This is a genomic window from Streptomyces sp. ADMS, assembly GCF_033441795.1.
In the GTDB taxonomy this organism is placed as follows: Bacteria; Actinomycetota; Actinomycetes; order Streptomycetales; family Streptomycetaceae; genus Streptomyces.
This window is the reverse complement of sequence record NZ_JAVFVX010000046.1, coordinates 1-19,222: the sequence shown is the minus strand read 5'-3', so window position 1 is coordinate 19,222 and position 19,222 is coordinate 1. Positions and strand designations below refer to the sequence as shown.

Below are 19,222 nucleotides of genomic sequence, written 5' to 3'. Positions count from 1 at the left end.
CTCAGGATCTTCGTAGGTCCGGCGCATTCCGGGAGGGGAGCCACGCGTGGCCGCGATCAGTCTCACCAAGGTGCAGGAGGCCGCGCCCGCGCTGGTCAGCCTTTACAAGAGCGCCGGGGCGGCGGTGGACCGGCATGGGCTCGACGGCCGACGCGCCGCTGTCTATCTGGTGGTCGACTACTCCGGTTCCATGAAGCCGTATTACCAGAACGGCAGCGTGCAGGCGCTCGCCGACCGGGTGTTGGGGCTGGCGGCCCACTTCGACGACGACGGGACGGTTCCCGTCGTCTTCTTCTCCACCGACATCGACGCCGTGACCGGTATCGCGCTCGACGACCACGCGGGAAGCGTCGACCGGATCGTGGCCGGGCTCGGGCACATGGGCAGGACCAGCTATCACCTCGCCATGGATGCCGTCATCGACCACTATCTCGACAGCGGGTCGACGGCCCCCGCACTCGTCGTCTTCCAGACCGACGGCGGCCCCATCAACAAGCTCGCCGCCGAACGGTACGTGTGCAAGTCGGCGCGGCTGCCGCTGTTCTGGCAGTTCATCGGCTTCGGGGACGCCACCAGTAAACAGTTCGAATTCCTGCGCAAGCTCGACGAGCTGGCGGTGCCGGAACGGCGGGTCGTCGACAACGCCGGGTTCTTCCACGCCGGTTCCGATCCGCGTGCCCTGTCCGACGACGAGTTGTACGACCGGCTGGTGGGCGAGTTCCCCAAGTGGCTGGTCGCCGCCCGGGCGAAGGGAATCGTCGGCTGACACCGTACGGCGGGGCACCCCCGGCAGCGGTTGCGGGTCCGGTCGGCCCGGTCCATGTTCGGCCCGGGCATCCCGAACCTTCCCTAACAAGTGTTTGGTAGGTTAGTGTGGGTCCATGGGAGACGTCGAGAGTCCGGCGTACGTACCCGGACATGGGCTGCTCAAGGGGCGCACCGCCGTGATCACGGCAGCCGCGGGCGCGGGAATCGGCGGGGCCACCGCCCGCCGGTTCCTGGAGGAAGGCGCACGCGTGCTGATCAGTGACGCGCACACACGGCGGCTCAAGGAGTACGAGGCGGAGCTGGCCGGCGAGTTCGAGGGTGTCGCCTCGGTGCCCTGTGACGTCACCGACGAACGCCAGGTGCAGGCCCTCTTCGACACGGCCGTGCGGGTGCACGGACGGCTCGACATCGTCGTCAACAACGCCGGCCTCGGGGGCGGCTCAACCCTCGTCGACATGGCGGACGAGCAGTGGTCGAGGGTACTGGACGTGACGCTCAACGGCACGTTCCGGTGCGTCCGGGCGGCACTGCGGGCCTTTCGCGAGAGCAGATCCGAAGAGTCCGGGGGATCCGGAGGCGTGATCGTCAACAACGCCTCCGTCGTCGGCTGGCGGGCCCAGGCCGGGCAGGCGCACTACGCCGCCGCGAAGGCCGGTGTGATGGCGCTGACCCGGTGCGCGGCGATCGAAGCGGCCGAGTACGGCGTCCGGGTCAACGCGGTGTCGCCGAGCCTCGCCATGCATCCCCACCTCGTCAAAGTGACGACCCCCGAACTCCTGGCCGAACTGACGGCCCGTGAGGCCTTCGGGAGGTACGCCGAGCCCTGGGAGGTGGCCAACGTGATCGTGTTCCTGGCGTCCGGCTACTCCTCGTACCTCACCGGAGAGGTGGTCTCCGTCAGCAGCCAGCACCCCTAGGACCTGGGACCACAATGGATGCGTGCCCCCTACGAAGAAGAAGCACCAGGTGACCGCCACAGAGCCCCCCGCGGCCGCCGCCGCTCGCGACCGCCGCCGCGAACTCCTCGACACCGCCGCCGAGGTCTTCGCCGAGCAGGGCTACAACGCCACCACCGTACGCAAGATCGCGGACCACGCCGGCATGCTCGCGGGCAGCCTCTACTACCACTTCGACTCCAAGGAATCGATGCTGGAGGAGATCCTCCGCACGTTCCTTGACGAGCTGTGGGACGGCTACGACACCGTCATGGAGGCCGAGTCCGGGCCGCGCGAGACGCTGGAGGCGCTGGTCACGGAGTCGTTCCGGGAGATCGACCGGCACCGCGCCGCCGTCGCGATCTACCAGAAGGAGTCCAGACACCTCGTCGCGCAGGAGCGGTTCGCGTTCCTCGCCGAGTCGCAGCGCAAGTTCGAGAAGACGTGGCTGTCCACGCTGGAACGCGGAGTCGCCGCCGAGGTCTTCCGCGCCGACCTCGACATCCGCCTCACCTACCGCTTCGTGCGCGACACCGTATGGGTCGCCGCGTCCTGGTACCGGCCCGGCGGACAGCACAGCCCGAAGGAGATCGCCCGCCAGTACCTGTCGATGGTGCTGGACGGGATCGCCGTTCGTGAATAGCCCTTTCCTGTGGAGGAGTTGCCATGGCCGAGGCCTACATCGTCGAAGCGGTCCGTACGCCTGTCGGGCGGCGCGGAGGTGGTCTGAGCGCTGTCCATCCGGCGGACCTCGGCGCACACGCGCTGAAGGAGCTCATGTCACGGACCGGGGTGGACCCGGCCGCCGTCGAGGACGTCGTCTTCGGGTGCCTGGACACGGTGGGGCCGCAGGCCGGTGACATCGCCCGAACCTGCTGGCTGGCCGCCGGGCTGCCCGAAGAGGTACCGGGTGTGACCGTCGACCGGCAGTGCGGGTCCTCGCAGCAGGCCGTCCACTTCGCCGCGCAGGCCGTGCTGTCCGGCACCCAGGACCTGGTCGTCGCGGGCGGCGTCCAGAACATGTCGATGATCCCGATCGCCTTCGCCTCCCGCCAGGCAGCCCTGCCCCTGGGGCTCACGGACGGCCCGTTCGCGGGCAGCGCCGGCTGGCGGGCCCGGTACGGGGAACGGCCGGTGAACCAGTTCGCCGGCGCCGAGATGATCGCCGCCAAGTGGGGCATCAGCAGGCGGGACCAGGAGGAGTACGCGCTGCGGTCGCACGAACGGGCGGTGCGGGCCATCGACGAGGGCCGCTTCGCACGCGAGACGGTGGCCTACGAGACGGTGACCGTCGACGAGGGCCCGCGCCGGGACACCTCCCTGGACAAGATGGCCGGCCTGAAGCCCGTCATCGACGGCGGCACCGTCACCGCCGCCTGCTCGTCCCAGGTCTCCGACGGCGCCGCCACGATGCTGCTCGCCTCCGAGCGGGCGGTACGCGAGCACGGGCTGCGCCCGCGTGCCCGCGTCCACCATCTGTCCGTACGGGGCGAGGACCCGATCCGGATGCTGACGGCGCCGATCCCGGCCACCGCGCACGCCCTCAAGAAGACCGGCCTGTCCATCGACGACATCGACCTGGTCGAGATCAACGAGGCCTTCGCCCCGGTCGTCCTGGCCTGGCTGAAGGAGACCGGCGCCGATCCGGCCAGGGTCAACGTCAACGGCGGTGCGATCGCCCTCGGCCACCCCCTCGGCGCGACCGGCGTCAAGCTGATGACAACCCTGCTGCACGAACTGGAGCGCACGGGCGGCCGGTACGGCCTCCAGACCATGTGTGAGGGCGGGGGACAGGCGAACGTGACGATCATCGAACGGCTTTGAGCGACTTGAACGGCTCGGACGGTCTGAAAGGCCGTGTCGCCCTGGTCACCGGCGGTACTCGCGGAGTCGGCGCGGGTATCGCCCGAGCGCTGGTCGAGGCGGGGGCGGAGGTCGTGGTCTGCGCTCGCCGGCCTCCGGAAGTGCCGTTGCCCGGGGTGGAGTTCAGGGCTGTCGACCTGCGGGACCGGGTCGCCGTGCACGAGTTCGTGGAGGGACTGCCGCGCCTCGACGTGCTCGTCAACAACGTGGGGGGCAGTCCTTATCGGCCGCTGGGGGGCGGTGTTGGGGGCGAGAGTGGAAGCGGCGGTGGGGGTGGCGGTGGGGGTTCCGATGTGGAGCGGCATGTGCGTGTCGTCGAGTTGAACCTGATCACGCCGCTCACCGTGTCCCTCGCCGCGTACGAACACCTGAAACGGGCCCGGGGGTCCGTCGTGATGGTCGGCAGCGTCAGCGGGAGCCGTCCCTCGCCCGGGACCGCCGCGTACGGTGCCGCCAAGGCCGGGCTGGAGCACCTCGCCCGTTCGATGGCCGTGGAATGGGCCCCCGACGTACGCGTCAACACCCTCGTCGTCGGCATGGTCCGCACCGAACTGTCCCATCTGCACTACGGCGGCGCCGACGGCCTCGACGCCGTCGCCGGCACGGTCCCGCTGGGACGCCTCGCCGACCCGTCCGACATCGGCGCCGCCACCGTCTTCCTCGCCTCCGAGGCGGCGGCGTACATCAGCGGGGCGAGCCTGTTGGTGCACGGCGGGGGAGAACGGCCGGCGTTCTTGGACGCGGCGACGGCCAACAAGGGCGGTCCATGAGGATGCGGTGGGACGGTTTCGCCCCCGCCGCCCCTACCCGTGTCCCATCCCTGGGGGCTGCCGCCCCCAGACCCCTGCCCCGGCCCTGAACGGGCCTTGTCCTCAAACGCCGGACGGGCTGCAGTGGCGGCGGGTGCGGTGGACGGGAAAGAAGCCGGGGCTGGACAAACCCTGCCTGGGACGACCGGACAGCTTGCGACACCCGGCCCCGCGTCGGCGGATACGGCGAACGGGTGGCTGGCTGGGTGGCTGGGGGAAACACAACCCGCGCTGCACTCGCCCCACCCCCACCCCTCACCCCACCCCCAGCGCCCCCTCCAACACCGCCACGATCTCCGCGTGCCCGGTCCCCTGATCAACCCCCGCCACCACGTTCCCGTCCCGCACAAGCTCCACAGCCACCCCTTCCGCCCACCGCCGGGTGACATACTCCCCGCCGAACCCATGCGCACGCCCCAACCCCGCCCGAAGCTCCGACGCCACGTCCAACCGCGTCCAGCGGCGAGCCTCCGCCAGTGCGTCCCCCCTCGACCCGGCGCCGTGCGCCAGCAGGGACCGTACGCAGGCGGGGAAGCCCCGGTGGGCGGCCGTGACCAGCGGGGGTTCGCCGGTCGGGCCGGGGCGGTTCGGGTCCGCGCCCGCCGCCAGCAGGGCCTCCGTCACCGCCGGGTGCCCGCATCGCAGGGCCCACGTCAGAGCCGTGAAACCGAACTCCTCCACCGCGTCGGGAACGGCCCCCGAAGCCAGCAGCGCGCGAACGACCTCCGTGTGGCCGCCGCACGCCGCCCCGCACAGAGGGAGGTCCGAGCCCGCGCTCAGCCGGTCGGGCGCGGCACCGGCGGCCAGCAGCAGCCGTACGATGCCGGGCGCGTCGCTCACCGCCGCCGCGTACAGGGCGCTCTGGCCGTCCTCGTCCACCGCCTCAGGGCTGACGCCGAGCCGGAGCAGCCCTACGACCGCGTCCTCGTCGCCCTCGTACACCGCCGTGAGGAGATCGCGCTCACCGGCGTCCGGCGGTCCTTGCCCGTTCATACCTTCCGACCTTCGCGCGCCAGGGGCCGGTGAAGCAAAGGGTTTCGGGGTGAGGTGCCCCACGCCTCCCCGACATCATGTGTCGCACTCCAGCACCGTCCGGCACACCCCGCACCGTGCCCGCACCCGCCCCCGTACCGGCACCCTGATGCGCTGGTGACAGGTCGGGCAGGGGAACGAGACACGCAGCCGGCCGTGGCCTTCGGTGCTGTCCGGGGTGGCGGGGGTGAACCTGTACGGGACACCGCCCGGCTGCCACGCACCCGGCGAGTGGTGGTCCTGGGCGTGGCGGCGGTCGCGCGCGTAGCGACGGCGGCCCGCCCAGCCGGCCGCCGTCAGCGGGGGCTGTCGGCTGTCGCGGGCGGCCAGCTCCCTGCCCGCCGCGTACGCCCTGTACGCCTGCGGGCTGGTGAACCAGATCGCGGGGTCCTCGTCGAAGACCAGGGCACGCTTGGCCAGGACGTACCCGAACTCCTCCGGCGTGAGATAGCCGAGCTTCTGCGAGGAGGCCGCGTCCTCGCGGTAGGCGTCGAGGAGCAGCCACCCCGCGCCCAGATACGCCGCCGCCGTGTCCGTGAGGATCTCGTTGTCGCGTGTCCCCGGGAAGGAAAGGTCGAGGCGGTGCAGATAGACGTGCGTCACCTCGTGCGCGAGGGCCGCCCCGATGTCCCTGCGGTGGCTGCGGAAACGGTCGTTCAGCTCGATGAAGTACTCGGGTCCCGCGGCCAGTTCGACATTCGCCGCGTGGGTCATCTCGCGGAAGCCGACGATCATGCGGGCGTTCGGGAGCCGGTAGTGGCGCACCATCTCGCGGGCCACGCGCTGCACGCCCGGATACAGGTCGTCGGTGTCGCAGAAGGCCACGTCGACCGGGGGCACACTGGTCGCGAAGGTCTGGACGGTGTCGTACGACAGCCTCTTGTAGAGCGCGTTGATCGCGGCCCGCACCGTCTCCAGGTGTGGGTAGCCGTGCTCCACCGGTCCGCCGTCCGCCACGTCCGTACCCCCAAGACGCCCTGAACTCTTCTCCACGATACGTGCCGGGGAGCCGTCGGTGAGAGCGGAATTCCTACCGTCCGGTTCCGCCGCGGGCACGTGAGATCCGCCCTTGTTGCGCACCCGCTTCGATCTTCATACTTGCGTTCTTTGTCATCCCCCCACGAAGACGTACGTTGACCCACACCTCGTCGGTCGAAGAGGTTTCTCCCTGCTCAAGCGGGCCGCTGCGGTCGGTGCCGCGGCCCTCGCGAGCCTCCAGCCGCTCGCCGCACAGGCCGCGCCCGAGCCCGCGCCCGTCGTAGGAGGAACGCCCGCCGCGCAGAACGAGTTCCCCTGGCTGGTGCACCTCTCGATGGGCTGCGGTGGCGCGCTCTACAAGAAGGACGTCGTCCTGACCGCCGCCCACTGCCTGGACGTCTCCGGCGCCAACACAGGCATCACCGTCACCGCCGGGGTCGCCGACCTGAACGCCTCGGGGGCGATCAGGGTCAGGTCGGCCAAGGTCCGCCAGGCCCCGGACTACGACGGCACCGGCAAGGACTGGGCGCTCATCAAGCTCGCCCGGCCGACCGACAAGCCCACGCTGAAGATCGCCACGACCACCCGGTACAACCGCGGCACGTTCACCATCGCCGGCTGGGGCGACACCGCGGAGAACGCCGGCACCGGCACGACCAGGCTCCTGAAGGCCACCGTCCCCCACGTCAGCGACGCCGGCTGCAAGCGGCACCACGGCAAGCGGCTCGTGCCCGGCGACGAACTGTGCGCCGGCTACCTCGCGGGGTGGCGTCGACACCTGCCAGGGCGACTCCGGCGGGCCCATGTTCCGCGAGGACGACTCCGGCGCGTGGATCCAGGTCGGCATCGTCAGCTGGGGCGACGGCTGCGCCCGGCCCGGCGTACCCGGCGTCTACTCCCAGGTGTCCACGTTCGCGAAGGACATAGCCCGGGCGGCGTCCGCGCTGCAGGGCAACCCCGGTCCGGAGGGGCACCGGGCCCCGCCGGAAACGGGTGCGTCACACCCTGCCCGGGCCCACCGGCCCCAGGACCGGCCCCGCCCGCCCGGCGCCCTCCAGCTCCAGCACCCACACCGCGTTCACGCCCTCCCGCAGCACCGGCCGGGGCACATACCGCGAGCGCTGCGGGCCCATGGACCGGTACCGCCCCAGGCCGAACCCGTCGACCCACGCGAACCCCCGCGTGCACCCCGGCAGTTCGAGCAGCGCGTCCCCGGCCCCGCGCACCGTCGCGGTCCCCCGGTACAGCCCAGGGGCGTCCGCGGAGGGCAGCCCGGTGAAGGGCACCTCCCGCAGGGCACCCTCCTCGAACGCGTCCAGCCGCAGCCCACGCGCCCGCACCCCGTGCAGGAACTGCCGCTCGTGCAGCACGCCCCCGGTGATGCCCTTCGGCTCGCCGATGCGCGGCCCGTAGCTGACCCGCCCCAGAGACTCCACCCACAGCTCCACGCGCGCGTGCCCCGCGACCGGCTCCGCGAGCCGCACGTCCCCCTCGCCGAACTCCCCCGCCCGCACCCGGTCGACGTACACCACCGCCAGATCCCGCAGCCCCCGCACCGACAGCGGATACGGCCGCCGCGGCCCCGGAACGGTCACCGTGCAGCGCACCAGACCGCGGAGCACGTCCAGTTCCTCGAACGTGGACGGCACCGCATGCTCCGTCTCGGGACCGCCCAGGGTTTCGAGTACGGCGGCCAGCGTGCCCACTCCCCCAGGCGCACGGCGGCCGGGGCGCCCAAGGGGAGGGAGCGGGCGGCGGTTCGGGCGGCGGGCTGTCCGCGTACCCGGACAGCACCTCCCGAAAGCGTCAGAACCTCTCCGTGCGGCGCCCGCGTTCGTCGATCGGCGCGTCGTAGTCGTACGACGTCACCCAACGGCGACGCACGGTCCCCGGCGGCTGGAGCGACCGTGTCCCCGACCCCGCCGACCCACCGGCGATCGAACACCCGCACACCGCACAACGCCCGGATCGCGCCTGCCTCACCCGCCCCGCACAACCCCGACGCCCCATGACTCCGGCCGGACCGCGCCACGTAGGGTGCGCCCATGACCACCAGCAACAACCGTGAAGTGGACCCCGAGATCCGCGCGGAACTCGGCCGGCTGCGCGAGAGCATCGACAACATCGACGCCGCCGTCGTCCACATGCTCGCCGAGCGCTTCAAGTGCACGCAGCAGGTCGGCCACCTCAAAGCCGCGCACCAACTGCCGCCCGCCGACCCCAGCCGCGAGGCCCAGCAGATCGCCCGCCTGCGCCGCCTGGCCGAAAGCGCCAACCTCGACCCCGCGTTCGCCGAGAAGCTCCTCACCTTCATCATCGCCGAAGTGATCAGACACCACGAGCGCATCGCCGACGACACCCTGAACGGCGGGAAACCGGCGATCGACTGACCCCCGGGGCGTGACAGCCGGGAACCCGCCCTCCCGCACCCGCGCGCGACCCACGACGAGCCCTCCCCGGCCCCCGATCCGAAACTGGAGGAGGGCCGCGCACAAGGGCCCGCCGGCTGCCCGGAGGGCAGGGGCGCACGTCCGGACAAAGGCCGTGTACCGATCCGCCCCTGTGCCCTGCCAGCGGCATCAGGCAGCATGTCCTCCATGTCCGTACTGACGCGCGACGAAGCGCAAGCTCGTGCCACCCTCCTGGACGTCCACCGGTACACGGTCGAACTCGACCTCACCACCGGGGACGACACCTTCGACTCCCGTACCGTGATCCGCTTCGCGGTGACGGCGGGCCACACCGGCGCGGACACATTCGTCGAGGTCAGGCCCGCCGAGCTGCGCTCCGCCACCCTCGACGGCCGCCCCCTGGACACCGGCACCCTGACCGACGGCCGGCTGCCGCTCAAGGACCTCGCCGAAGGCGAGCACGAACTGCGCGTGGACGCCGCGATGCGCTACTCCCGCACCGGCGAGGGCATGCACCGCTTCACCGACCCCGTCGACGACGAGACCTACCTCTACACCCAGATGTCCCTGGAGGACGCGGCAGCCGTCTTCGCCAACTTCAACCAGCCCGACCTCAAGGCCGTCTTCGAGTTCACCGTCCGCGCCCCCGAGGGCTGGACCGTCCTCGCCAACGGCATCACCACCGAAACCACCGAAGGCCTCTGGCAGGCCGCGCCCACCCCGCGGATCTCCACCTACCTCGTCGCCGTCGCCGCCGGCCCCTGGCACTCCGTCCGCAGCGAACACCGCGGCCTCCCCTTCGGCCTCCACTGCCGACGCTCCCTCGCCCCCCACCTCGACACCGACGCCGACGAACTCCTCGACATCACGCGCGCGTGCTTCGACCGCTACCACGAGAAGTTCGAGGAGCCCTACCCCTTCGACTCCTACGACCAGGCCTTCGTCCCCGAGTTCAACTTCGGCGCCATGGAGAACCCCGGCCTCGTCACCTTCCGCGACGAGTTCGTCTACCGCTCCGCCGTCACCGACACCGAACGCCAGACCCGCGCCATGGTCATCGCCCACGAGATGGCCCACATGTGGTTCGGCGACCTCGTCACCCTCCAATGGTGGGACGACATCTGGCTGAACGAGTCCTTCGCCGAGTACATGGGCTACCAGACCCTCACCGAAGCGACCCGCTTCACCGACACCTGGACCGACTTCGGCGTCTCCCGCAAGGCCTGGGGCTACGACGCCGACCAACGCCCCTCCACCCACCCCGTCGCCCCCGAAGCCGTCGACGACACCGCCGCCGCCCTCGTCAACTTCGACGGCATCTCCTACGCCAAGGGCGCCTCAGCCCTGCGCCAGCTCGTCGCCTGGCTCGGCGAGAAGGACTTCCTCACCGGAATCAACACCCACTTCGCCCGTCACCGCTTCGGCAACGCCACCCTCGCCGACTTCATCGACTCCCTGGCCGCCGCCACCGAACGCGACGTCCACGCCTGGGCCGACGCCTGGCTGCGCACCACCGGCGTCGACACCCTCACCCCGCGCCTCACCAACGGCGACAGCGGCACCTGCGCCCTCACCGTCCGCCACGAGGGCAGCCGCCCCCACCGCGTCGCCATAGGCCTGTACGACCACGACGTCGCCGGCGACGGCACCCTCACCCTCCGCGAACGCCTCGACGTCGACGTCCCCCAGGACGCCCCGCAGCCCATCGGCAAGCGCCCCGCCCTGCTCCTCGTCAACGACGGCGACCTGACCTACGCCAAGGTCCGCTTCGACCCCGAATCCTTCAGGACCGTCCGCACCGCCCTCTCCGGCCTCCCCGACCCGCTCACCCGCGCGGTCGTCTGGAACGCCCTCCGCGACGCCGTACGCGACGGCCAACTCCCGCCCGCCGACTACCTGGAGACCGTCCGCGCACACCTCGCGCGCGAAACGGACCTCGCCCTCGTCCAGGGTGTCCTCACGTTCACCTCGACCGTCGTCGCCGACCGGTACCTCGCCCCGCAGGAACGCCCCGCGGCCCTCGCCACCCTCGCCTCCCTGTGCCGCGCACTCATCCGCCGCACCGAGGACGGCGACCACCCCGGCCTGCGCCTCATCGCCGTACGCCACTTCATCGACGTCGCCGCCCACCCCGACACCATCGCCGCCTGGCTCGCCGAGGGCACCGTGCCCGGCGGCCCCGAGCTCGACCCCGAACTGCGCTGGCGCGTTCTCGCCCGGCTCGCGGTACTCGGCGCCACCGACGAGGCGGGGATCGACGCGGAACTCGCCCGCGACCCCAGCGCCTCCGGCCAGGAAGGCGCCGCCCGCTGCCGGGCCGCCCTGCCCGAACCCGAGTCCAAACTCCGGGCCTGGGAGCAGATGTTCACCTCCGACAGCCTCTCCAACTACCTCTTCGTCGCCACCGCCCAGGGCTTCTGGCAGCCCGAACAGACCGACCTCACCGAGGAGTACGTCAAGCGGTACTGGACCGACGCCGTCGCCGTCGCCACCCGCCGAGGCCCCGCCATGGCCGACGCCGCCGGCCGCTGGGCCTTCCCCGCCCACGCCGTCACCCCCGAAACCCTCCGCCTCGGCGAGGACTGCCTGCGCGACGACGCCCCCATCCCCGCCCTGCGCCGCAAACTCGCCGACCAGCTCGACGACCTGGGACGCGCCCTGCGCGTACGGGAAAGGGCGCGGGAACAGGCGTAACGCCCCTGGGGCCCGGAACGGGGGCGGGGACGGGGACAGGTACGGGTGGCACGTACAGGGACTGGTAGGGCCGGTGGGGCCCGCCCCTGCCCCGCACACCCTCCCCAGGGCAACCCCCGTACCCCCTTTCGGGTTCCGATCGTTGGTCTTCCCGGGCGCGTCGCCCCCACCCCGTACAAGCTGGAACTCCCCAGCCACGCGCCCCGGGAGGACCACCATGAGTATGCCGCCCCTCGCCTCAGGCGCCGAAGGCACCGAAGCCCTGCGGCCGTTGCTCGACACGGTCCTCGACGCCCTCACGGACGGCACACGCGCGCGTGGCGGCCCGTTGCCGGCCGGCGGACCGCAGGCCGTCGCCCACCGGATACGCGCCGCCGCCGGAGACGTACTGCCCGACAAGGGCGACGACAACGCCCTTCACGACCTCGTACGAGCCCTCACCGAAGGCTCCGCCGACCCCGCCCACCCCCACTGCGCAGCCCACCTGCACTGCCCACCCCTCGCCGTCGCCACCGCCGCCGACCTCGCCGCCAGTGCCCTCAACCCCTCCCTCGACTCCTGGGACCAGGCCCCGGCCGCCTCCGAACTCGAAACCCTCGTCGCACGAACCCTCGCCGCCGAAGCCGGCGCCGCCGACGCCATCGTCACCACCGGCGGCACCGAATCCAACCAACTCGCCCTGCTCCTCGCCCGCGAAGCACACCCCGGCGTCCGCCTCGTGCACGGCGCCAACGCCCACCACTCCCTGCCCCGCGCCGCCTGGCTCCTCGGACTTCCCGAACCCGTCACAGTCCCCGCCCCCGCCGGCACCCTCGACCCCGCCGCCCTCGACGAAGCCCTCACAGCGCTGCCGGGCCCCCGCGGCTCGCTCCTCGTCGCCGCAACCGCCGGCACCACCGACGCCGGACTCATCGACCCACTGCCCCAGATCGCCGCCCTCTGCACCGCCCACGGCGCCCGACTCCACATCGACGCCGCCTACGGCGGCGGACTCCTCTTCAGCGAACGCCACCGCACCAAACTGACCGGCCTCGAACACGCCGACACCGTCACCCTCGACCTCCACAAACTCGGCTGGCAACCCGTCGCAGCAGGCCTCCTCACCGTCAAGAACCCGGGCGACCTCACCGCACTCGCCCACCAGGCCGACTACCTCAACGCCGACGACGACACCGAAGCCGGCCTCCCCGACCTCCTCAGCCGCTCCCTGCGCACCACCCGGCGACCCGACATCCTCAAAATCGCCGTCACCCTCAAAACCCTCGGCCGCGACGGACTCGGCACCCTCGTCGACCAGGTCTGCGCCAACGCCCGCGAGTTCGCCCGCCTCGTCCGGACCCATCCCGGCTTCGAGCTCTACGACCCGCCCACCATCAGCACCGTGCTCTTCCGGCCCGCCGAAGCAACCGACGACGCCGTCGCCGCCGTACGCCGAAAACTCCTCCACAACGGACGCGCCGTCCTCGGCCGCGCCCGCCTCGACGGCCGCCTCTGGCTCAAGGCAACCCTCCTCAACCCCCACACCCGGCCGGACGACCTGGCCACACTCCTGAAGCTGGTGGAAGGAAACACCCTCCGATGACACCCCCCACACCCGCCAACAACCCCGCCGACGCCCCTACCCCCGACCCCGCCACCCCCCACGACCTCGTCGGCATCGGCATCGGCCCCTGCAACCTCTCCCTCGCCGCACTCGCCCACCCCCTCCCCGAACTCGACACCGTCTTCTACGAACAACACCCCCGCTTCGACTGGCACCCCGGACTCCTCATCGACGGCGCCACCGTCCAAGTCCCCTTCCTCGCCGACCTGGTGACCCTCGCAGACCCCGCCAGCCCCTGGTCCTTCCTCAGCTATCTCAAAACCCGCGAACGGCTCTTCCCGTTCTACTTCGCCGAGCGCTTCCACATCCAACGCGCCGAATACGACGCCTACTGCCGCTGGGTCAGCCACAACCTCCCCCGACTCCACTTCGGACACCAGGTCGACGCGGTCCGCTGGAACCCCGAACGAGACGTGTTCGAAGTCGACTTCACCCAACTCGACGCCGACGGAGAAGCCGAAGCCCTCGGCCGGACCTACACCAGGAACGTCGTCCTAGGCATCGGCAGCGAGCCCCACATCCCCGAACCCCTCAAACCACTCGTCGAAGCCCCCACCGTGCCCGTCCTGCACGCAGCCGACTACCTCGCCCACCGCGACCGGCTGCTCACCGCCGAACACGTCACCGTCATCGGCTCAGGACAGACCGGCGCCGAGATTTTCCTCGACCTCCTGCGCCACCGCCCCCCAGGACGCGAAAAGATCCACTGGCTGGGACGCACCGAGGCCTTCGCCCCCATGGAGTACTCCAAACTCGGCCTCGAACACTTCACCCCCGACCACACCCGCTACTTCCACGCCCTCCCCGAACCCGTACGCGACCGCCTCGTCGCCTCCCAGTGGCAACTCCACAAAGGCATCGGCGCCGACACCATCGCCGCCATCCACGACGAGCTCTACCACCGCACCCTCCACGGCGGCTGGCCCGAAGCCGTCCTCACCCCCGGCGTCCACGTCCGCACCGCCGGCCGCGTCGCCACCACCAAAGTCGAACTCCACCTCGAACACACCCAGCAGGGCACCCGCTCCCGCCTCACCACCGACGCCGTCGTCCTCGCCACCGGCTACCGCGACCGCCCCCTCGACCGCGTCCTCGCCGGCCTCGACCCCTACCTCCGCCGCGACAACGCCCAACGCCCCCGCATCGACGAACACTTCAGACTCGACCTCGACCCCGCCATCAGCGGCTCCGGCAGCCACGTCTACGTCCAGAACGCCGAACTACACACCCACGGCGTAGGCACACCCGACCTCGGCCTCGTCGCCTGGCGCAGCGCCGCCATCCTCAACTCACTCACCGGCAAAACCCCTTACCCGCAGCCGACCAGAACCGCCTTCACCACCTTCGGCCTCGAACAACCACTGCCCGCCGTCCCGACCCCCCGGCAGAGCCAGGAACGAGAAAAGGGCCAGCACCAAGTGCTGACCCCCCTCGTCGACGGAATCTGAGGCAACCCGCCGCCCACCGGAAACCGGTGACTAGAACACCGGCGTACCGTCGCGCGTCAACCTCCAGTCCACCGACGCGAACTCCTGCGGATCCAGCACACCCTTCGCAGTCACCCACTCGGAGATCCGCGTACGGATCTCCGTCGACTCCGACCACAACTCCTGCGCAGACGCCACATGCGGGAACGCCCCACCACCGTTGGCACGGTAGTTGTTCACCGCGAACACGAACTGCTGGGCATCATCCAGCGCGACACCGTTGTACGACAGGTTCCTGATCCGCGAACCCGCCGCCCGCGCGATGTCGATGTCGTACGTCAGCCCCGACACGTAGTCGTAGTTGTAGTCCGGCCGGTTCCCCGCGTTCGTCAACTTGTCGACGTCAACAGCCGCGTCCACCGCCGTCTGCACAAAATACTGCGCCGAGTACTCCAGGTACGCCCGCACCTGCGCACCCGTCATCAGCTTCGCCACCAGCGTGTTGTCGAACACATACAGACTCGACAGATCCCGGATCGTCACCTCACCGGCCGGGATCTCCGACGTCCGCGAGAACGGCGACGCCTGCGCGATCACCGGCAGCGACGCATAGGACGTCCCCACCAGGGCCGCCTTCACCACGTCCTCCTGGACCGTCGTGATCAGGTCGATGATCGGAGCGTCCTTGTAACGCGCCTCCACCGTCGTGAGCGTGTCCGTCGCCGTACCGACCACCTGGTTGACGTACGCCACGACAACGTCGTGCTCGTCCTTCAACAGCTTGGTGATCTTCGGATCGTCCGCGACCGTCTTCGAGTCACGCACCGTCGCCGCGACCGACTCGACAGCCCACTCGCCCTTCTCGAAAACCAGCTCGATGTCGAACAACGACAACCGCTCCGCGTACGCCAGCGGCTCCGACAACACCACCGTCCTGCCCGTCGCCGTGTTCGTGACCTTCAACTCGGCGATCTCCGTATGCGCGTGCCCCACGAGAATCGCGTCGATACCCGGCACCTGCTGCGCCACCAGCGCCGCCGAGTTCTCGATGTACGGCAGCTGGTCACCGTACGAAGAAGTACCCGAAGACCCCGAGTGCGCCGACACGACCACCACGTCCGCGCCCATCGAACGCAGCTTCGGCACCCACTTCGCCGCCTGCTCCTCCAGACCCGGGAACGTCAGCTTCCCCTGCACATACGCCTTGTCCCAGATCGCGATACCCGGGTTCGTCAGCCCCAGCACAGCCACCTTGACCGGCGGAGCACCCTTCACCCGGAACGTCTTCATGAAATACGGAGGAAACGCCGGCTTCAGCGTCTTCGCGTCCAGCGCGTTCGCACCCAGCAGCGGGAAACGGCACTGCGACTCGAACTTGCGCAGCGTCTCGATGCCGTAATTGAACTCGTGGTTGCCCAACGCCACCGCGTCGTACCCGATGGCATTCATCGCCTGCGCCATCGGGTGAACCGGACCGCCCTCCGCGGTGATCGGGTCCACCTTCGCGTAGTAGTACGTCAGCGGGGTGCCCTGAATCGTGTCGCCCGCGTCGAGCAGCAGCGTGTTGCCACGCCCCTTCTCCCTGCGGACCTGCTCCACCAGCGTCGAGATACGGGCCAGCCCCTGCGCGTTGCCCTGCGCGTCGGAGTACTCCGCGTCCTTGAAATAGTCCCAGTTGAAGATGTGCCCGTGCAGATCGGTCGTGCCCATCACGGTCAGGGAGTACCGCTTCACCGGCTTCCCGGGCTTCTTCGCCTCCGCGGCCCGCGCCGCCGGAGCCGCGACAGCACTGGTCAGAGCAACCCCCGCCCCGGTCACAGCAGACTTCTCCAAGAACTTCCGACGGTTCAACGGCATGTTGCGAGCTCCTCGGGGAATGGTCAACGACGCGCGTAGATTCTGACCCGCGCACGACCGGCGGCAACACCCCCCAAAGGTTTCGATCTGATGACCGGCAGAGACCGGAACCGGGCCCGCAACCGCCCTATGGGTGACAGAGTGGGACGTATGACCTCCACCCCGGAGCACCAAACAGCGGTCCCTTACGGCACCCCCGACGCCCCCCGCATCGCCGTCCGAGGCGAAGCCCACCTCGAAGTCGACCCCGAAATCGCCCGCATCGGCATCACCGTCAGCGCACGGGGCACGGACCGCCGCACAGCCCTCGACGACCTCACCCGCCGCAACGCCACCATCCTCGACCTGGTCAAAACGTACGGCGACGCAGTGGAACGCCTGGAAACCGGAACCTTCTCCATCGCCCCGGAACTCACCAAACACGGCCGCGGAGAACGCGTCCGCGCCTACCAGGGGCACGTGCACATCACCGCCGAACTCACCGACTTCACCGCCCTCGGCGAACTCACCAGCCGCCTGGCCGACCTGGACCTCACCCGCGTCGACGGCCCCTGGTGGACTCTGCGCCCCGACTCCCCGGCCCACCGCGACGCCCGCCGACAAGCGGTACGAGAAGCGGTACAACGAGCCCGCGAATACGCCGAGGCATTGGGGACATCGTTGGCGGCGCTGGTGGAATTGGCGGACGTCGGCGCGGAGGCCGCACAGCCCATGGGGTACGAGGTCCAGTCACGCTCCCTGCGCCGCGCGGCCTTCGCCGGTGCCGAGGTCGCGGACGAAGCGGCACCACTCGACCTCGAACCGCAGCGGCAACAGGTCTACGCACAGGTGAACGCCCGCTTCACGATGGTGCCGCCAGAGCTCTGATCCCGATTGCCGAAATGCTCATCGGAGCAGCCCTACGCACAATTCAACAGTTGTCAATAATCCTTCACGCAAAGGTTGTTGAGTAGTCATGCGGGGCCAATTCCCTACCCACCGGTAAGGCCTACGCTCGAAACATGCGTCGAGCAAAGATCGTCTGTACCCTGGGCCCCGCCACCGACTCGTACGACCAGATCAAAGCACTGGTCGACGCCGGAATGGACGTAGCCCGATTCAACCTCAGCCACGGCACCCACGCCGAACACGAGGAGCGTTACCAGCGTGTCCGCAAGGCCGCCGACGAGACCGGCCGCAGCATCGGACTTCTCGCCGACCTTCAAGGCCCGAAGATCCGACTCGGCCGCTTCACCGAAGGCCCCGTACTCCTCGAACGCGGCGACAGCTTCACCATCACCGTCGAAGAAGGCGTCGAAGGCACCCAGCACACCTGCGGAACCACCTACGCCGGCCTCGCCACCGACGTCACCCCCGGCGAACGCATCCTCGTCGACGACGGCAAGGTCTGCCTCGAAGTCACCGCCGTCGACGGACCCCGCGTCCACACCAAGGTCGTCGAAGGCGGAGTGATCTCCGACCACAAAGGCCTCAACCTCCCCGGCGTAGCGGTGTCGGTCCCCGCCCTCTCCGACAAGGACGAAGCAGACCTGCGCTGGGCGCTGCGCACCGGCTTCGACGTCATCGCCCTCTCCTTCGTACGCAGCGGACGCGACATCGAGGACGTCCACCGCATCATGGACGAGGAGCGCCGCCGCCTCCCGGTCATCGCCAAGGTCGAGAAACCCCAGGCCGTCGACGCGATCGACGACATCGTCGCCGCCTTCGACGGCATCATGGTCGCCCGCGGCGACCTCGGCGTCGAAATGCCCCTGGAGCAGGTCCCGATCGTCCAGAAGCGCGCGATCAAACTGGCGAAGCGCAACGCCAAACCGGTCATCGTCGCCACGCAGATGCTGGACTCGATGATCGAGAACTCGCGCCCGACCAGGGCGGAGGCGAGCGATGTGGCGAACGCGGTGATCGACGGCACGGACGCGGTGATGCTGTCCGGCGAGACGAGCGTGGGCAAGTACGCGATCGAGACGGTCCGCACGATGGCGAAGATCGTGGAGGCGGCCGAGGAGGATATTCTGGCCAAGGGTCTCCCTCCCCTGACGGAGCGCAACAAGCCCCGCACGCAGGGCGGTGCGGTGGCCCGTGCGGCGGCGGAGATGGGCGACTTCCTCGGCGCGAAGTTCCTGGTGGCGTTCACGCAGAGCGGCGACACGGTGAAGCGACTGTCGCGGTACAGGTCCCCGATCCCGCTCCTGGCCTTCACCCCGGACCCGGCGACGCGGTCCCAGCTGACTCTGACGTGGGGCGTGGAGGCGTTCCTGGGCCCGCATGCCGACTCGACGGACGCGATGGTGGACCAGGTGGACGAGCTGCTGCTGAAGTACGGGCGGTGTCAGAAGGGGGACGTGGTCGTGATCACGGCCGGCTCGCCGCTTGGGGTCTCCGGGTCCACCAACCTGGTGCGGGTGCACCACGTCGGGGAGGACGACAGTCCCAAGTAGGCGTCCACTGGCGGGCCCCACCCGGGTGGAGGGGACCCTTTCGGTTCAGTGCTTGGGGCCCACGTGGGTGTCCATGAGGGCTACGGAGGCTTTGCGGGCGACGGAGATGTTGTATGGGTTGCCGTTTCGGGTGCAGTGCGTCCACTCGATGCCCAGCTTGTGGAGGGTGTCGGTGTAGAGCTGGCGGATGTCGTCGGACACGTTGGTGAAGAAGTACCGCGGATACTCGTAGCGCTTGCGTTCACCGGCGACCAAACGAGTCGTCCAGTTGGTGATGCGGCAACCGTCGGAGTGGACGAGACCGCGGACGAAATCCCAGGGATGCGCATCCACGATTGTCTGCTGCCAGGGTTTGTCAATCCCCTCGGACTGTGGAGATCTTCTAAGCGGCCAGCTCCAAGGGGGAG

At 70.0% G+C, this 19,222-nt stretch carries 14 protein-coding genes and 3 pseudogenes; 12 read left to right on the top strand and 5 right to left on the bottom strand.

Annotation, left to right across the window (positions count from 1 at the left end; genetic code table 11):
* The first annotated feature begins 46 nt into the window (after window positions 1-46).
* From RB628_RS20855 to RB628_RS20835, 5 genes are all read left to right on the top strand, one after another.
* Window positions 47-766, top strand: coding sequence for a VWA domain-containing protein (locus RB628_RS20855; RefSeq protein ID WP_318322010.1), 720 nt, complete (start codon window positions 47-49; stop codon window positions 764-766).
* Between the two features lie 115 nt (window positions 767-881).
* Window positions 882-1,685, top strand: a complete 804-nt coding sequence (locus tag RB628_RS20850; RefSeq protein WP_318322009.1) for an SDR family oxidoreductase — start codon at window positions 882-884, stop codon at window positions 1,683-1,685.
* 22 nt (window positions 1,686-1,707) lie between these two features.
* The gene (locus RB628_RS20845) at window positions 1,708-2,346 is read left to right on the top strand and encodes a TetR/AcrR family transcriptional regulator (RefSeq protein WP_412180695.1); all 639 of its coding nucleotides are present in this window, start codon (window positions 1,708-1,710) and stop codon (window positions 2,344-2,346) included.
* Between the two features lie 23 nt (window positions 2,347-2,369).
* Window positions 2,370-3,527, top strand: a complete 1,158-nt coding sequence (locus RB628_RS20840; protein WP_318322008.1) for an acetyl-CoA C-acetyltransferase — start codon at window positions 2,370-2,372, stop codon at window positions 3,525-3,527.
* Window positions 3,524-4,336 carry an SDR family oxidoreductase gene (locus RB628_RS20835; RefSeq protein ID WP_318322007.1) on the top strand — a complete coding sequence of 271 codons (813 nt, stop codon included), beginning with the start codon at window positions 3,524-3,526 and terminating at the stop codon, window positions 4,334-4,336. Before RB628_RS20840 ends, RB628_RS20835 begins: the two co-directional genes overlap by 4 nt.
* 294 nt (window positions 4,337-4,630) lie before the next feature.
* Here the strand turns inward: RB628_RS20835 and RB628_RS20830 are convergent, their stop codons facing one another.
* Window positions 4,631-5,368: an ankyrin repeat domain-containing protein gene (locus RB628_RS20830; protein ID WP_318322006.1), complete on the bottom strand. Its 738-nt coding sequence runs from the start codon at window positions 5,366-5,368 to the stop codon at window positions 4,631-4,633.
* 75 nt (window positions 5,369-5,443) lie between these two features.
* Window positions 5,444-6,364 (bottom strand): hypothetical protein, encoded by a 921-nt coding sequence (locus tag RB628_RS20825; protein ID WP_318322005.1) that lies wholly within the window; start codon window positions 6,362-6,364, stop codon window positions 5,444-5,446.
* Between the two features lie 211 nt (window positions 6,365-6,575).
* Here RB628_RS20825 and RB628_RS20820 point away from each other — a divergent pair.
* A pseudogene (locus RB628_RS20820) lies at window positions 6,576-7,332 on the top strand (S1 family peptidase); the annotation flags it as partial.
* 51 nt (window positions 7,333-7,383) lie between these two features.
* On the opposite strand, the pseudogene RB628_RS20815 reads toward RB628_RS20820, so the two are convergent.
* Window positions 7,384-8,257 (bottom strand): annotated as a pseudogene (locus RB628_RS20815) (beta-galactosidase); the annotation flags it as partial.
* Window positions 8,258-8,430: 173 nt separating this feature from the next.
* Here RB628_RS20815 and RB628_RS20810 point away from each other — a divergent pair.
* The 4 genes from RB628_RS20810 to RB628_RS20795 all read left to right on the top strand — a co-directional run bounded on the left by RB628_RS20810 (window position 8,431) and on the right by RB628_RS20795 (window position 14,541).
* Window positions 8,431-8,775, top strand: a complete 345-nt coding sequence (locus tag RB628_RS20810; RefSeq protein WP_318322004.1) for a chorismate mutase — start codon at window positions 8,431-8,433, stop codon at window positions 8,773-8,775.
* Between the two features lie 207 nt (window positions 8,776-8,982).
* A complete protein-coding gene (gene pepN / locus RB628_RS20805; RefSeq protein WP_318322003.1) occupies window positions 8,983-11,490 on the top strand; it encodes an aminopeptidase N in 2,508 nt (835 codons plus the stop codon).
* Between the two features lie 217 nt (window positions 11,491-11,707).
* Window positions 11,708-13,072, top strand: a complete 1,365-nt coding sequence (locus RB628_RS20800) for a pyridoxal phosphate-dependent decarboxylase family protein (RefSeq protein ID WP_318322002.1) — start codon at window positions 11,708-11,710, stop codon at window positions 13,070-13,072.
* Window positions 13,069-14,541 carry a lysine N(6)-hydroxylase/L-ornithine N(5)-oxygenase family protein gene (locus RB628_RS20795; protein WP_318322001.1) on the top strand — a complete coding sequence of 491 codons (1,473 nt, stop codon included), beginning with the start codon at window positions 13,069-13,071 and terminating at the stop codon, window positions 14,539-14,541. Before RB628_RS20800 ends, RB628_RS20795 begins: the two co-directional genes overlap by 4 nt.
* 30 nt (window positions 14,542-14,571) lie before the next feature.
* On the opposite strand, the gene RB628_RS20790 is transcribed toward RB628_RS20795, so the two are convergent.
* Window positions 14,572-16,377, bottom strand: a complete 1,806-nt coding sequence (locus RB628_RS20790) for a bifunctional metallophosphatase/5'-nucleotidase (RefSeq protein WP_318322000.1) — start codon at window positions 16,375-16,377, stop codon at window positions 14,572-14,574.
* A 150-nt stretch (window positions 16,378-16,527) separates the two neighbouring features.
* Here RB628_RS20790 and RB628_RS20785 point away from each other — a divergent pair, with 150 nt between their 5' ends.
* Together RB628_RS20785 and pyk are read left to right on the top strand one after the other, a co-directional pair.
* Window positions 16,528-17,244, top strand: coding sequence for an SIMPL domain-containing protein (locus tag RB628_RS20785; RefSeq protein ID WP_318321999.1), 717 nt, complete (start codon window positions 16,528-16,530; stop codon window positions 17,242-17,244).
* 134 nt (window positions 17,245-17,378) lie between these two features.
* A complete protein-coding gene (gene pyk, locus RB628_RS20780; protein ID WP_318321998.1) occupies window positions 17,379-18,815 on the top strand; it encodes a pyruvate kinase in 1,437 nt (478 codons plus the stop codon).
* A gap of 45 nt (window positions 18,816-18,860) precedes the next feature.
* On the opposite strand, the pseudogene RB628_RS20775 reads toward pyk, so the two are convergent.
* Window positions 18,861-19,222: pseudogene (locus RB628_RS20775) on the bottom strand (helix-turn-helix domain-containing protein); the annotation flags it as partial.

Excerpts from the sequence above, each read along its gene's own strand:
- RB628_RS20810 (WP_318322004.1), top strand. The coding sequence starts at position 8,431 with ATGACCACCAGCAACAACCGTGAAGTGGACCCCGAGATCCGCGCGGAA.
- pyk (WP_318321998.1), top strand. The coding sequence starts at position 17,379 with ATGCGTCGAGCAAAGATCGTCTGTACCCTGGGCCCCGCCACCGACTCG.
- pepN (WP_318322003.1), top strand. The coding sequence starts at position 8,983 with ATGTCCGTACTGACGCGCGACGAAGCGCAAGCTCGTGCCACCCTCCTG.
- RB628_RS20840 (WP_318322008.1), top strand. The coding sequence starts at position 2,370 with ATGGCCGAGGCCTACATCGTCGAAGCGGTCCGTACGCCTGTCGGGCGG.
- RB628_RS20850 (WP_318322009.1), top strand. The coding sequence starts at position 882 with ATGGGAGACGTCGAGAGTCCGGCGTACGTACCCGGACATGGGCTGCTC.
- RB628_RS20795 (WP_318322001.1), top strand. The coding sequence starts at position 13,069 with ATGACACCCCCCACACCCGCCAACAACCCCGCCGACGCCCCTACCCCC.
- RB628_RS20830 (WP_318322006.1), bottom strand. The coding sequence starts at position 5,368 with ATGAACGGGCAAGGACCGCCGGACGCCGGTGAGCGCGATCTCCTCACG.
- RB628_RS20790 (WP_318322000.1), bottom strand. The coding sequence starts at position 16,377 with ATGCCGTTGAACCGTCGGAAGTTCTTGGAGAAGTCTGCTGTGACCGGG.
- RB628_RS20800 (WP_318322002.1), top strand. The coding sequence starts at position 11,708 with ATGAGTATGCCGCCCCTCGCCTCAGGCGCCGAAGGCACCGAAGCCCTG.
- RB628_RS20785 (WP_318321999.1), top strand. The coding sequence starts at position 16,528 with ATGACCTCCACCCCGGAGCACCAAACAGCGGTCCCTTACGGCACCCCC.